Annotated in this window: 8 protein-coding genes; 7 read left to right on the top strand and 1 reads right to left on the bottom strand. The window is 32.7% G+C overall.

From position 1 onward, the window contains the following. The first annotated feature begins 126 nt into the window (after positions 1-126). From GBO31_RS14240 to GBO31_RS14265, 6 genes are all read left to right on the top strand, one after another. Positions 127-1773 (top strand): solute:sodium symporter family transporter, encoded by a 1647-nt coding sequence (locus tag GBO31_RS14240; protein ID WP_219009028.1) that lies wholly within the window; start codon positions 127-129, stop codon positions 1771-1773. Between the two features lie 783 nt (positions 1774-2556). Next, positions 2557-6486 carry a family 16 glycosylhydrolase gene (locus tag GBO31_RS14245; protein WP_219009029.1) on the top strand — a complete coding sequence of 1310 codons (3930 nt, stop codon included), beginning with the start codon at positions 2557-2559 and terminating at the stop codon, positions 6484-6486. A 487-nt stretch (positions 6487-6973) separates the two neighbouring features. Further along, on the top strand, positions 6974-10819 hold the full coding sequence (locus GBO31_RS14250) for a hypothetical protein (RefSeq protein WP_219009030.1): 3846 nt from the start codon (positions 6974-6976) through the stop codon (positions 10817-10819). A gap of 238 nt (positions 10820-11057) precedes the next feature. Then, a complete protein-coding gene (locus GBO31_RS14255) occupies positions 11058-11879 on the top strand; it encodes a LytR/AlgR family response regulator transcription factor (protein ID WP_219009031.1) in 822 nt (273 codons plus the stop codon). A gap of 94 nt (positions 11880-11973) precedes the next feature. Beyond that, entirely contained in the window at positions 11974-12804 is an 831-nt protein-coding gene (locus tag GBO31_RS14260) for a cupin domain-containing protein (RefSeq protein WP_219009032.1), read from the top strand. Positions 12805-12828: 24 nt separating this feature from the next. Continuing rightward, on the top strand, positions 12829-13464 hold the full coding sequence (locus GBO31_RS14265) for a hypothetical protein (protein WP_219009033.1): 636 nt from the start codon (positions 12829-12831) through the stop codon (positions 13462-13464). A 104-nt stretch (positions 13465-13568) separates the two neighbouring features. Here the strand turns inward: GBO31_RS14265 and GBO31_RS14270 are convergent, their stop codons facing one another. Further along, positions 13569-13958, bottom strand: a complete 390-nt coding sequence (locus tag GBO31_RS14270; RefSeq protein WP_219009034.1) for a hypothetical protein — start codon at positions 13956-13958, stop codon at positions 13569-13571. Between the two features lie 312 nt (positions 13959-14270). On the opposite strand from GBO31_RS14270, the gene GBO31_RS14275 reads away from it, so the two are divergent. Beyond that, entirely contained in the window at positions 14271-15314 is a 1044-nt protein-coding gene (locus GBO31_RS14275; RefSeq protein WP_219009035.1) for a succinylglutamate desuccinylase/aspartoacylase family protein, read from the top strand. Positions 15315-15317 lie beyond the last annotated feature (3 nt).

Genomic DNA, 15317 nt, shown 5'->3' on the forward strand with positions numbered 1-15317 from the left:
TCATTGTGTTATTGCTAACAATATCTATACATAAACTATACATTGATATTTTTTTAAGATAATCCTTAACAGTATTGAATGATAACTAATATTTTTATGGTTTTAACAAATCATTAAAATTATAAAATGGGGATCATTTCTTTTGTAGGATTTACACTATTAGTAGCAATCATATCTTATCTAGCCACTAGAAAAACAGATGAAACTTCTTCAGATGGTTATTTTCTAGGTGGTCGTAGTCTTACTGCGGTAGTCATTGCAGGTTCTTTATTACTTACCAATTTATCTACAGAGCAAATTGTTGGATTAAATGGATCTTCATATTCAGAAGGTATTTTAGTAATGGCATGGGAAACTTTAGCAGCCATAGCTATGGTGATTACAGCAATTTTCTTACTACCAAGATATCTAAAGGGAGGAATTACGACAGTACCTCAATTTTTAGAAAAACGATATGATACTACTACAAAGGCGATTACTTCAGGGCTATTCTTAACGGGATATGTAGTGGTTTTTTTACCTATAGTTCTGTATTCAGGATCATTGGCAATAAGTACTATGTTTGATGTTCCTGAATTATTGGGAGTGTCAAAAAATGCTTCTATATGGATCTGCGTTATCGGAATTGGAGTTATAGGTTCTATCTATGCAATTTTTGGTGGGCTAAAAGCGGTTGCTGTTTCAGATACGATTAATGCAGTTGGTTTATTAATAGGAGGAATAATGATTCCTGTTTTTGGACTTTTGGAAATTGGAGATGGAAGCATTACTAATGGTATTAGTACTTTGATGAATTCAAACCCTGAAAAATTTAAAGTAATCGGGGACAATGATTCCTCTATACCTTTTGCTACTATATTTACAGGAATGATGTTAGTTCAATTATTTTATTGGGGAACTAACCAAGCAATTATTCAGAGAGCACTTGGAGCTAAAAACCTTAAAGAAGGACAAAAAGGATTGTTATTAGGATCGTTTTTAAAAATTTTAGGACCTATTATAGTGGTGTTGCCTGGAATCATTGCTTTTCATCTTTTTAATGGCGAATTGGACGTTGCCGATGAAGCTTATCCAACATTAGTAAGTAAGGTGCTTCCGGTTTCTTTAGTTGGTTTCTTTGCAGCAGTATTATTTGGAGCTATTCTTAGTTCTTTTAATAGTGCTCTTAATAGCTCGGTAACTTTATTTGGATTGGATATTTATAAAGAATATATCAATAAGGAAGCTAATGAAAAACAAGTAGTAAAAGCAGGAAAGAGTTTCGGTGTTTTATTAGCAATATTAGCAATGATTGTAGCTCCATTTATTGCGAATGCAGGAAGCCTTTTTGATTATTTACAAGAGGTAAATGGAATTTATAGTATTCCAATTCTAACCATTATTGTAGTTGGGTATTTGACTAAGAAGGTACCTGCTATAGCTGGTAAAATCGGTATTATATCGGGATCTATATTGTATATAATTAGTCAGTTTATTATTAAACCAATGCTTCAAAATAATGCAGTAGAAGCAGCAAAAGCCAATGGTATTACAGATATTGCTCAATTAGATAAGATAGAATCAGCGGCCTATCCTCATTTCTTACATGTGATGGCAATATTATTTGTCGTAAATATTATTATTATGTTGATTATTGGTAAGTTATATCCTAGAGAAATACCTTATGAGCAAGAATATACTAAAGAAGTAGATATAACACCTTGGAAGTATACTAAGATTGTCGGTGCAATTATTTGTTTAATTGTGATATCCACTTACATTTATTTCAGATAGAATAGATCCAAAACATTAATTTTTACAAAGATTTAATTGAGTATTTCACTTTGTGAATATTTATTATTGTATCCGTTGAGTTTTATAAAGCTCAGCGGATTTTGTTTTATTTAGTGAAAACCATTTTACGTATTTATAAAAAGTAAAAAACGAAGTTAGAAAAGAGTAGAATTCTAATATAAGTGTAAGAAAAACAATATTTCTCTTTGCAGTAAAAGGATATCCGGAATAGAAAATTATACATGGATTGCTACTCTTTCAAAAGGAAGACAGCAGATTCATTATCAAGTACCATCATTTCATTCTTTTATTCAAAAAATATTTCAGGTTTTGATGAAAATTTAATCATTAAATCAAATAACTACCTCAACATTACCTATACAAAAGCTTATTTTCTTTGTCTTTGTAGAACGAGAGAGTTTTTCTTTTTTTGTTTTTAAAATCTCTAAAACAAATACTTTTTATAGGGTTTTTAAAGGTTTTTATGTGAAATTATTGAGAATATCTAAATGTTGTATGTTTTTTGTTGTGGTGTCAATTAACTATTGACCAAAGAACATTGAGTAATTTAGACGAATAACCAAAAAAATAACCAGAAACTTAAAACCTATACCTCATCATTAACTGACTTCTTATATTCATTTACTTCAAAATTTACTTCTCGGTAAAGTAATCTGAATCTTATAAAACAAATCAAGTGTAGTCTATGCTTAATTGATAAAGTATGGAGTTTAGAAAAACGTACTCGACTTTAATAACTTAATCACACAAATCATACTTACAATGAAAACAAACCTATTCTTAAAAACCTTTGTAACTACCTGTATTGCCATTATTTTTTTTCAGGAAATTACGTACGCACAATGCTCTGAATTAATATTTAATGACGAGTTTAACGGTTCCTCTGTAGATCTCACTAAATGGAGTTTTGATAACGGCGATGGATGCCCAACTTTATGTGGTTGGGGTAATGTCGAAGAACAATGGTATAGACCAGAAAATACCACTGTACAAAATGGAAACTTGATAATTACCACAAGAAATGAATCTTTTGGAGGAAAACAATATACTTCTTCCAAACTTATTACTTCCGGTAAATTCAATGCTAGATATGGTAGGTACGAAGCAAGAATTAAATTACCATCCGCAGGTGGAATATGGCCAGCTTTCTGGATGCTACCAGAAAGTAACAATTGGCCTTTTACTGGTGAAATTGATATTATGGAAGCGCAACATAGCAATCCAGAATCAATTGGTGGGACAGTTCATTATAATAATGGAGGACATCAGTTTAACGGAAGAGAATATGATGCTGGTTTAGATCTTTCTGAAGGGTTTCATGAATATGCTGTAGAGTGGGAGCCAACAGAAATAAGATGGTATGTTGATAATCAACTCTATCATACGGTAACGCCATCTAATACGGTAGATCCTTGGCCGTTTGATCAAGGAGATTGGTATTTGATTCTCAACGTAGCCGTTGGAGGACCTGGAACTCCATATACGGGTTTTATTCCACCAACACCGTCAGATTATCCTACACAAATGGAAGTAGATTATGTTAGAGTGTATAGCGGAACGTTTAATACGCAACTCATAGGAGATAATACGGTTTACGTAGGAGACGAAAATAAAATATATTCCATATCTCCTATCGATGGGGCATCTTATGTTTGGTCTGTTCCTACTAGCGCTACAATCATATCAGGACAAGGTACAAATTCGATAGAGGTAAACTGGGGAACTAGTGGAGGAGATGTTGCTGTTTCTGTAAATGTTCCGGATTGCGGAATTAGTGATTATAAAATGACAGTAACTGTTGAACCACCAAGAACTTTAGATTTTCTTTTTGAAGATTTTGAAACAAATAGAAACCTGGTATATGGCAACACTACTTCAGGAGTATTAACGGAAGCAATTAATAATCCAGCAATAAATAATACGAATAATTCATCATTAGTCGGAAGATATCAAAGAGATGCTGGATCCCAATATGATGTTTTATTTATGGAATCTTCTAATATTGGAAATGCTTTAGACTTTGTATCAGGAAAGAAATCTGTATGGATAGATGTTTATACAGATGCTCCAATTGGTACCGAATTCATTCTACAATTGGAAAATGGAAACTTGTCTTCAGGAGATTGGCCAATGGGAAGGCATAGTAGATATGTAGCAAAAACAACAACTCAAAATCAATGGGAAACTCTGGAATTTGAATTACTAGATAGACCAGATACTAATGTTGGAGCTTTAGAAGTAAATCAATTTGCATTACTCATCGATGCTAATAGCAATACAAATCATATAGCTTATTTCGATAATGTAAGAAGTATGATCGCAGCAGAAGTTGCTGTTATAGATGAAGTTATTATTACAGATTATGACGGAATTAATCAACTAACACCTATTTTTCAAAATGGAGTATATACCGCTAACGTATCGAATCCTGCTGTAAATGATGTTAATAGTAGTTCGAGCGTGGGTAGGTATATAAGAGATGCTTCTTCCCAATACGATGTGGTAAGTTTTTCTACATCGGTCATAACAGATAGTAATCCTTTTAAAGAAGGAGATCAAATTTTCTTTATGGATGTATATACTGCTGCAGCAGTTGGAACCGAGATAACTATCAGCTTAGAAAATCAAATAGCATCCGAAAATGATTTTCCATTAGGGCGAAATAGTCAATACATTGGAGTAGTTTCACAACAAAATACTTGGCATACTATTGCATTTACACATGCCTCTTCTCCTGATAGCGGGACATCTAACTTATCAATAGACGAGATTTCTATACTATTTGATCCAAATTCTAACGCATCTGATACTTATTATTTTGATAATTTTAAATATGGGATTACTTCTTTACCTGTATCATACGTATTTTCAGAAATGATTCAGGATTATAATGGTAATGATCATTTAGCTTTTGATGCCAGATCTACGGGAGTTTATCAGGCGCCAGCAGGTAATCCGCAAGAAAATGAGATTAATTCCTCGACGCAAGTAGGAAGATATGTTAGAAATGACGCTGAGTTGTATGATGTGTTATTTTTTGAAACGAATTTTATCAATGATGCAAGTCTATATGCGTCAGAAGATAAGCGATTTGCTATGGATCTCTACACAGATGCACCCGTTGGAACTGTAATTAGTTGGCAATTGGAAGCTAGTAGTGCTGCTACATCTTCAAATTATCCAATAGGAAGGCATAGTGTTTATCAGGCTACTGTTAAAGAACAAAATGCTTGGCATACATTAGAATTTATACTTACTGCAACCCCTGATTTAGTGATAAATGATGCACAAATTGATAATGTAGTTTTACTTTTTGATCCGAATAATCAGAGTAATCATACCTTTTATATAGACAATTTAAGATCTTTACAAAAAGAAGATACGGTACAACTTCCTGTTTTGTCTTCTATAATAGTTTCTTCTGATATTACAGAAATTAATCAAGGAGAGACTGTACAGTTTCAAGCACAAGGATTCGATCAAAACGGAGCATCTTTCCAGACTAATTTTGATTGGATGGTAACTGGAGGATCTATAAATGCTAATGGTTTATATACCGGTTCAGATATTGGTACCTATACGATTTCAGCGTCTAGTGGAGCTGTTTCTGGTACTTCAAGTATTACTGTAAAAGAAAATACAACTTCATTTTATACAATTCCTGGAATAATAGAAGCTGAAGATTATAAAGAAGGAGGAGAAGGCGTAGGATATCATGATCTGACAGCTGGGAATACAGGAGGTGCATATCGACAAGAAGATGTAGATATAGAAAATACCGGAGATGTTTTAGGAGGGTTTTACAATGTGGGTTGGATACGCGCTAGCGAGTGGTTAGCATATGACATTAATGCTTTGGCTTCCTCATCTAATTACGATATAGACTTTCGTGTAGCTTCTCCAAATGGAAATGGTAAATTTCATTTAGAACTTGATGGAGTTACCATAACCGATGTAATATCTGTACCTAATACCGGAAGTTGGCAACAGTATGAAACCATTTCTGTAAACAATATTTCAATTACCGAGGGAAATCATGAGCTGAGAATAGTTTTTGATGCTAATGGTTTGAATATTAATTACCTAGAATTTAAAGAGTCAGAAGTAGATACTATTGATAATTGCTCTGGATTAGCTGCTAATAATCAATATAGTTATGAAATTTCATCAGACACTGCAAACTCTACAATTACATTTATTCCAGAGGTTACTGGTGTTGGCGATAACGTATGTATCCTATATTATAGTGTAAATACAACTGGACCATATCCTGGATATTTGGTGACTCCTAACGTGCCATTTGAGATCAATGCAAGTACTGGTGAAGAGATCTTTTTTTATTATACATATAGTTTACCTACAGGAGGAGAAAATAATACCGCCTCTAACAGACATGATTTTATTGTAGGAGCTTGCGAACAAAATAGGGTTTCTGAAATTCAGGATACCTTAGAAGATGTCATCATATATCCTAATCCTATATTAGATCATGTTCAAGTGTTATTAGATAAAGGACACAAATATTGGAAATATGAATTAATAGATATTTCAGGAAAGGTAGTCAAGGACAAAATAATTGATGCTATGGATTCCAAAGTGGAAGTTGATATGAGTAAAAACGAAACAGGAATTTATTTCCTAAAATTATCTAGTGGTATTGAAACACGTAGTTTTAAGTTATTAAAAAAATAATAGTTGATCATTATTACATGAAAAGGTGATTTGGTTTTTCCAAATCACCTTTTTCCTTTTTTTACGTTTTTTTGGCCTACTTTCACAAGTAATTTTCTTACAGTTTTTATGGTAACAAGCATTCAATTAGACGTTTGAATTGTATTTTTCGATGAAATGTACTTTTTTTAGGAAAAGTAAGTTTTGTACTACATTTTAACATATATTAAGAGATTTTAACATTTCGTAGGTAGAATATGTTCTTCAACGTTTTTCGTTTTTTTTTCTTCTTTAGGCAGTCATAATTTATAATATTTGTGCGGGGAATAGGGGTAAATTATCAATACGTTAATGTTTTAACGTACATCTGACTAGTTCATAGTTTTTTAGATTTTCATTTTTATTTCCAGTTTTCATTTTTGATTTTTTGCTTTTTTCTTTTTGAAGAGCGGAGTGTCATTTATTTACATACAAACTAACATAAATCATTAACAACAAAACCAACTGTATGATGAAAATTACTTTAGAAAAGTACAAACCAAAAAAGCGYAATATCACAAGTATATTGATTGCTTTATTATGCTTTGTGTCACTAACGACGCAAGCAAAAAATGAAGAAAAGTCCTTTGAGGATTTTGAAAGCTACACTGAAGTTCCTGTTGGAGCTACGATAGTGTTGATTGCCAATAATGGTAAATATGTTTCTTCAGAAAATGGAAAGAAACCTATCAATGCTAACAGAACGAGAATTGGTTCTTGGGAAAAGTTTAAAGTAGTAAATGCCGGAAATGGTAGAATCGCTTTAAAAGGAAACAATGGAAAGTATCTTTCTTCAGAAAATGGAAAAAAGAGAATGTACTGTAATGTACAGCATTTAGGAGCTTGGCAAAAATTCAAAGTAGTTAGTCTTGGAAATGGTAGAATTGCCTTGAAAGGGAGTAATGGAAAGTATGTTTCTTCAGAGAATGGTAAAAAAGCAATGATCTGTAACAGATCACGAATTGGTTCTTGGGAAAAGTTTAAAGTAAAAGTTCTTCACTATAATAATTGTGAACTAAATGCTGGTAAAATTGAAAAGACACAATGGAATTGTGGTGGTTTTACGCCTCAAGAATTTATTGGAACTACAGTAAACAGTGGAGATCATAGAGATGTAAAATACCAATGGCAAATAAAAGAAAACAGAGGAGGACAATGGCAAAATATTCAAGGAGCGAATTCTAAAAATTATCAGCCTCCTTTCAGAGCATCTGGTTCAGTTTGGTATAGAAGAGCTGTAAAAATAGAAGGATGTAATAATTATAAGTATTCTAATGTTGTAGATATTCATGTAAAAGAAATACCTAATGTAGATGTGAGTGTAAAAAATGCGAATTGTGAAAAGAATGATGGAGCAATTACATTTACTTTTGGAGATACCAATGGAAGAACTCATATCGAATTTTCCAAAGATGGAGGTGCAACTTATACAACAGTGCCTGACGATTCTGCAATTTTTACTTTCAATGATTTAGGTGCAGGAACATACGATCTTTGGGTACGTTGGGGTAATAATCAATGTCCTGTAGACTTAGGAGTAGTAACTATTGAGGATGAAACTATTACTGTGGATGCAGGTGAAGATGTAGAAATTTGTGAAGGAGAAGAAGTAACGCTAACAGCCACTGTAGAAGGAAATCAAAACTGTAGTGATTGTGTTGGGTATACAATTTTAAATACAGATCACTGTAATAGAAATGAAAATTATGTGATGTGGTTATCAGATGGTTCTAATCCAAGATGGTTTTCTAACGTAGATCTTCAATGGGAGGAATTTGCAGATGGTACCGCAAGACTTTCAGGGACAGTATTTGACCATACTTTAGAACAAAAAACGTACGAAGTAGATGCATTATTTACAGGTAAAGTTGTTAATACACCTGCCGATAGTCCAAAAGATCATATCTGTAACGATGAAGATAGTTCAGACTGGATTTACTATACTGGATTAGTAGGTACGGTAAAAAGCACGGATGGTACATGGTCTGTTAATTTATCAAGAAGAGGACCTGCGTTCCAAATGGGTAATGGGGCAAATCAAACAGAAGCCGAAAATGGTAAATTTGGTGCTTGTGGATGGTTTGATACTACAGATCAAACATATGATAGAGGAGATTTTAATATAAACTTTGGTGATTGTATAGCTACAGATGCTAATGATTTGACATACTTATGGTCCACTGGAGAAACAACGCCAAGCATAACCGTTACCGAAGCTGGAGAATATTCTGTTACAGTTAAAAATTGTAATGACTGTGAAGCAACAGACGTTGTAGAAGTAACATATAAGACCGAACTTGAAGATGGCGGAGAAATTGAAGCAACACAAATCAATTGTGAAGCTTTTGATCCGGAAAAATTAACAGGTACTGATTTAGCAGAAGAAACAGGTTTAACTGTTGTATATCAATGGCAGGTGAAGAGAGCGCAAGGACAAGCTTGGGAAGATATTGACGGAGCGAATGGAATAAATTATTTGCCTCCAAGAATCGAGTCAGGATCATTATGGTATAGAAGAGCTGCAAAAAGCGAGGAGTGTGGAGAGTATGTATATTCTAATAGTATAGATTTACATGTAAGACAAGCGCCTGTTGCAGAAGTAATTCTTACAAACGCAGATTGTACAAATCCAACAGGAGATATCCAATTAGTATTTGAAGATACTGAAGATCGCACGCATATTGAATTTTCAATTGATGGAGGTGTAACATATACAGAGGTTCCAGATGATTCAGGTTCTTTTAGCTTTAATGATTTAGAAGTAGGAGACTATAACCTATGGGTTCGTTGGGGTAATGAAGATTGTCCTGTGGATCTTGGTACTTTTACAATTGAAGAAGTTGAAGTATTACTTGTAGAAGTAGGACCTGATGAGTTTATTTGCAAAGGAGATGAGATTACTTTAACTGCAGAAGTAACAGGAGAAGGAGAATGTGAAGAATGCGTAGGATATGATATTAAGGATACAGATTATTGTAGAGGAAGACATCACCAGTTTGTAGTATTTATAAATGATCAAGGAACCAGATTATGGTTTAGAAATGTAGACCTAGTATGGAGCGAGAATACCGATGGCACAGCAACCTTAAAAGGAGAAGTGTTTGAATATAATTCTACAAATACTTCCTTTATGGTAGATGCTACGTTTACAGGATATACAACAGTACCGCCAGTTGGTAGTCCAAAAGCTAGTTCTTGTCAGACAGAAGATCCAACAGGTTGGGTATATTATACAGAATTAAGCGGTACGGTAACTCAGATTAATGGATCATTAAGTTACGATATTTCCAGAAGAGGAGAAGCATTCCAATTAGGAAATGGAGCGAATGTATTTGAATATACTCCAGCAGTTTATGGAGGTTCTGGATGGTTTAATATCGAAGGAGATCCAACTTCTTTTGGAGATTTTAACATCAATATTGGAGAATGTGTAGATATCCAAACGAATGGCGTAGAATATTTATGGTCTACTGGAGAAACTACTCCAAGTATCTCAGTTTCGCCAATGGAAGATACTACCTATACAGTTACAGTGTCAAACTGTGCTGATTGTGTAAATACTGATGAGGTAACTGTATTTGTTAATGAGGCAAATGTAGATTTAGGAGCTGATCAGTATATCTGTACAGAAGAGTCCGTACAACTTGATGCTGGAAATGCAGATTCATATCTATGGTCTACTGGAGAAACTACTCAGTTTATTACAGTGGCACCTTCTGCAGATACTGTGTACTCAGTAACTGTAAATCAAAACGGATGTGAAGCATCAGATGAAATAGCAGTATTTGTTACCAATGTATCTGTGGATGCTGGACCTGATGTTACAATAGTTCCAGGAAGTTTAGGAGCTTCTTTAACAGCTACAACTTCAGCAGATGTGGATTCTATCTTATGGTCAACAGGAGCAACAACAGCTTCTATACTTGTTTCACCAAGTATTACAACTACTTACAGTGTTGTTGTTACCAAAAATGGTTGTGTGGCAGAAGATACTGTAATCGTTTCTGTGGAAACAGATCCATGTTTAAGTAGTGCTTTTGAGGCAACTGCTTTCCCAATACCAGTAAGTAGATCAGGACAAATGAATATAGATATCAAAGTGAATAGAGCACAATCTGTTTCTTGTGAAATCTTTACTATGGAGGGTAATCCAGTAGCGCCAATGGTTACTGAAAGTTTAGATCCTGGTTGTAATACCTTAACAGTAGATATGGCTTCGCAGGCTAATATTCAACCAATGACTAATTATATTTTAGTATTAAAAGGTGATACTTCAGAAAATACGGAAACCATTCAATTTTCGACGATCAATTAAGTTTTAGATTGAAAATAGTGAAAAAAGACCTGTAGAATTTTCTACAGGTTTTTTTTATGATATTATATCCTGTCATGAAGTACATTATACTAAGTCCTAGTGTATGATGAATTATAATTATTGATTTTCTTTCGAAGAAACATAATTTGAAGATTGTTATTTTCTTACTTATCTTCCATCTTTAACAAGAAAATAAGCTATCGGTTTTGTAAAAACTAAATAAGACAAAGTATTGCTAATGTTCAAACTATTATATACTCCTTTTCCAAAACCCAAAATGACTATAAAAAATGTGATATGGGTGTTTTTAACTGGTTTTTTAGGAAGTGTTTTTGTAATCCTTTTTAAGCCTTTTAATATAACAAACCAGACTGGTGTTTGGTACTTTAATTTGATCGCAATGAGTATGGGAGTTGTGTTTTCATTTTCTATTTTTTTTATGGAATTTTTGATACCGAAACTATTTAGAAAATTTTTCAAAAAATGGAATATAGGGAAGGCTTTATTATGGTATTCCCTAGTGATACTTTTTGTAGGAGCAGCCATGTTTTTGTATAAAAGTTTCTTAGGAGGTTTTAGAGATTTTACATTTAATGAGTACATTATGGTGATAGGAAGAGTTTTGGGTATTGGTGTTATTGTTTCTTTTTTTGTGGTAGGGATTTTTAGTTATTTCAATAGACAAAGTATTGCTTCTATATCGTCAAAAGAATTATATCGCATTACTTCTGCTAATTCAAAACCTTTGGATATAAACCTTAATGAGATTTTATATATCGTAAGTGATGATAATTATGTGGATATTCATAAAGTAGAAAATGGGAAGCGTAAAAAAGTGGTATTTAGGTCTAGTCTGAAAAATATAGAAGATCAAATAGTAAATCCTATATCACCTATGTATCGATGTCATCGAAGGTATTTAGTGAATATAAATTCCTTTACTATAAAAAATGATAAACGCAGAAATACGATCATTAAGCTTAAAGATTTTGAAGATGAAATTCCAGTTTCAGAAAAGTATTATACGATTATTGTAAATCTATTGCAGATTAACCCCTAAATATTGTAGTTTCTCCACAATCCCCTATAAACACTCTTATTCAGAGTGGTTTTTGTTTTCATTTGTTATGTGAAATTTTAAAATCATTAATCAAATGAAAACATTAAAAATCTATTTGTCATTAGCTTTATGCTTCGGAATTATCAATTATTTATTAGCTGCAGAAAAATCTTTCTCTACAGTAGCGTCTTTACAATTTTCAAATACTTCATATAACGAAGCTGAATTGATGCTTCGCTCTTTTGTGGATGATTATACGAAAGATCGATATGCTTCAGATTCAAGAATTGTTGGAATTGAAGTACCTAATTACGGTTCTTGGAATGTAGAGATTACTGGAAAAAAGAATGCAGAAAAGTGGGAAGTTATACTGCAAAAAGGATTACCTAAACTTCCAACGTACGTATACACCATAGAATTTGAAACTTTAAAAGCTATTTATGAAGGAACTATCAATGCATTAACAGCTCAAGGAAAAGCATTTGCAGGTGATTACACACCAATGAGTGTAAGAGAAATGGACGGATTTACTCCATCAGAAATTGATGATAGTAATCTGAATGCATTTTCATTTCATTTCTGGACAAAAGGTTTTCCCGAGATTATTCCTTTTAAAGAAAGTACTACGAGAAAAGCACATGGTTCAAACTTTACGATTTTCTATTATGAAAAAGGCTTAAGAACAGCTTGGTATAGAATTTTACCTGGCGAGCGTGTTCGTGATGACGCCAGAGAACAGGCAGCTCCTTTTCCAATGCTTGGAGTCACTATTAAAGGAACTATTGAAGGTGAAGTTGATGGTAAAAGAATTACAGTATCTGAAGGCAATACGGTATTTATTCCTGCTAATGTGAACCATAAATGGTGGAATGAAAAAGATGAAGCCGTAGAAGTCATATTGATTATGTTTGGAAAAGGAGCCTAAGAATAATTTAAAAAAGGAAACACTATGGAAGCAAAACTAAAATTATCAAAGCAATGGATACTCTTTGGAGCGGTTTCAGGAATAATGTCGATTCTCATATTTCCAATACTATTGTTCATACCATTTCCGACATATATAGAAATATTTCTGGCAGGTATATTTGGGATATTATTTTCTTTAATAGGAATAGCTATTCATCATACAATGAAATACGAAAAGGAGACTATAATTACCCAGTTAGGAGCAATTTTTATCCTAATAGCTGGAATAATTTTTAATCTTATGTTGATGATACAACAAACCTTTAGAGGATACTTAAATAGTTTTATAAATAACACAAATAATGAACAAGATCAAATTCTATTAGATTGGATTCGTAAAACTGTGGATCCAGTCCACTTAGGATTACAAATTTCAAATGATTTTTTTACTGGGATTGCTATGATTTTATTTTCAATAGCAATGTTTAATCATAAATATTTTGGAAAGGTTTATGGAATAACTGGCATATTGATTGGGGTAGTACTAATAATTATAAAGTGTTATGCATTTCCATTGACTCCACAAGAAATAGGAATTCCTTACTTTTTGGCGCCTTTAATTTGTCTATGGTTTTTTGCAGTATGTGTACAATGTTTAAGAGTTAAATCTAAGTTGTGATATATTGTTTTAACAATCAAAAGGTTCTCTCGATCGAGAGAACCTTTATTACTATAGATTAAAGAGTCGATATTTAGATAAATTATTTGAGATTAAGTTTCAAATTAAACTCCCCATCTTTTAGATTGACCAGTACAGCTACATCCTTTTTTTCTTTTGATGTATTTCTTAATAGAACTAATTGCTTTTCCTCTTTGTTTTTTTACCTGGTTTCTTTTGGATTTTGTATTACATCTGAATTTTTTTACCCAAACATAATTATTTCCAACACTAGGGCTATAGTACCATTTGGAATCTACAGATCCTGCATAACTTCCTTTAGAAATATCTTCTTCAAGGTTTTCTTCTAAACTTTCTTCAGTTTGCACGATTTCTTCAGGAGAAATTTCGGCTTCTACAGAATCCTTAGAACATCCAACAACAAGAAATGCTCCACAAAATGCCAAAGTAGTTAAAGGCTTGATTAAACGGGTTTTTAAATTTAAAGTTTTCATAAAAATTATAGTTTTAAAAGTTAATGTGTTAAGGCTTTTTTTTACACCTTACGAATTGATTAATTTGTTATAACGATTCAAATATAGGATGGGTTTATCCCTAAAAATTGGCCATTTGTACGAACTATTTTTTATTTTGTGTGAAACAAGTCATTCATTGTATTTCAATTGTTGAAAGATATTTTGGGAGATTTATTAGTTAGTTGATGAGATAAATAACTTTGTATGATCTATTGTAGTTTAATATTTCATTCCAAGTTTTAATTTAATAGTAGATAATATCGGTACCTTTAGTAACTAAAATATACTTTTATGAAAAGAGCTGTTTTTATAAGTCTGCTTATACTGATACATACCTATACTTTAGCGCAAACCCCATTCTCTTTTCAAAGTCATTCGATAGTTCCTGGAACTAAAAGTCATATTAAGATTGAAGTTTCATCAGATAAGAGTAGTACATTTATTCCTATAACTATATTTCATGGATTAAAATCAGGGCCCGTTTTAGGGATAACAGCGGGAATACATGGTTACGAATATCCTCCAATATTGGCAGCTCAACAATTGAATCAAAAAATAGATCCTAAAGAATTATCCGGAACAATAATTTTAGTTCAATTGGCTAATGTACCTGCTTTTTTAGGAAGAAGCGCGTATTTGAATCCGTTAGATGGAAAAAATTTGAATCGTTCCTTTCCTGGAAATCCTAAAGGAACAATTACCGAACGTATTGCACATAAAATTACCACTGAGGTAATTGCAAAGTCTGACTTTTTTGTAGATATGCATGGAGGAGATGCTCCAGAAGATTTACGCTCTTATAATGCTTGGTATCAGAGTGAAGCACTTCCTGAAGTTTCTAAAAAGGGTAAAGAAATGGCATTAGCAATGGGGTTTGATTATTCTATAATTTTTAATATTCAAAAAGAAAGACTTAAAACTCGCAGTATATATTGCTCTCAAGAGGCTTTTCATCGGAAGATACCATCAGTGGATATTGAATGTGGACGATTGGGTATAGCAGGAAAAAAGGAAACGAGTCAAATAATAAATGGTATGCTTTCTTTATTGGAACATTTAAAAATGTTAGAAACAAATACCAAATTGAATGATGTAAAACCCAGAATCATAGCTAAAAGATCTACCATAAAAAGTAAATCAACCGGTCTTTTCTACACTGAAAAAAAGGCCGGTGATTTTATTAAAAAAGGTGAACTTGTCGGGTATGTCACTGATTTTTTTGGGAATAGATTGGAACAAATCAAAGCATCAGAAAATGGCGTAATACTTTATATGATAGGGACTCCACCTATTAATAAAGATGAGACTCTAATGAATATTGGAATTCTACCTTAACTC

The organism is Aquimarina litoralis, assembly GCF_019295435.1.
Classification (GTDB): domain Bacteria; phylum Bacteroidota; class Bacteroidia; order Flavobacteriales; family Flavobacteriaceae; genus Aquimarina; species Aquimarina litoralis_A.

Bases quoted from the DNA above. Each gene is read 5' to 3' on its own strand.
- GBO31_RS14240 (WP_219009028.1), top strand. From the start codon at position 127: ATGGGGATCATTTCTTTTGTAGGATTTACACTATTAGTAGCAATCATA.
- GBO31_RS14245 (WP_219009029.1), top strand. From the start codon at position 2,557: ATGAAAACAAACCTATTCTTAAAAACCTTTGTAACTACCTGTATTGCC.
- GBO31_RS14255 (WP_219009031.1), top strand. From the start codon at position 11,058: ATGTTCAAACTATTATATACTCCTTTTCCAAAACCCAAAATGACTATA.
- GBO31_RS14260 (WP_219009032.1), top strand. From the start codon at position 11,974: ATGAAAACATTAAAAATCTATTTGTCATTAGCTTTATGCTTCGGAATT.
- GBO31_RS14265 (WP_219009033.1), top strand. From the start codon at position 12,829: ATGGAAGCAAAACTAAAATTATCAAAGCAATGGATACTCTTTGGAGCG.
- GBO31_RS14270 (WP_219009034.1), bottom strand. From the start codon at position 13,958: ATGAAAACTTTAAATTTAAAAACCCGTTTAATCAAGCCTTTAACTACT.
- GBO31_RS14275 (WP_219009035.1), top strand. From the start codon at position 14,271: ATGAAAAGAGCTGTTTTTATAAGTCTGCTTATACTGATACATACCTAT.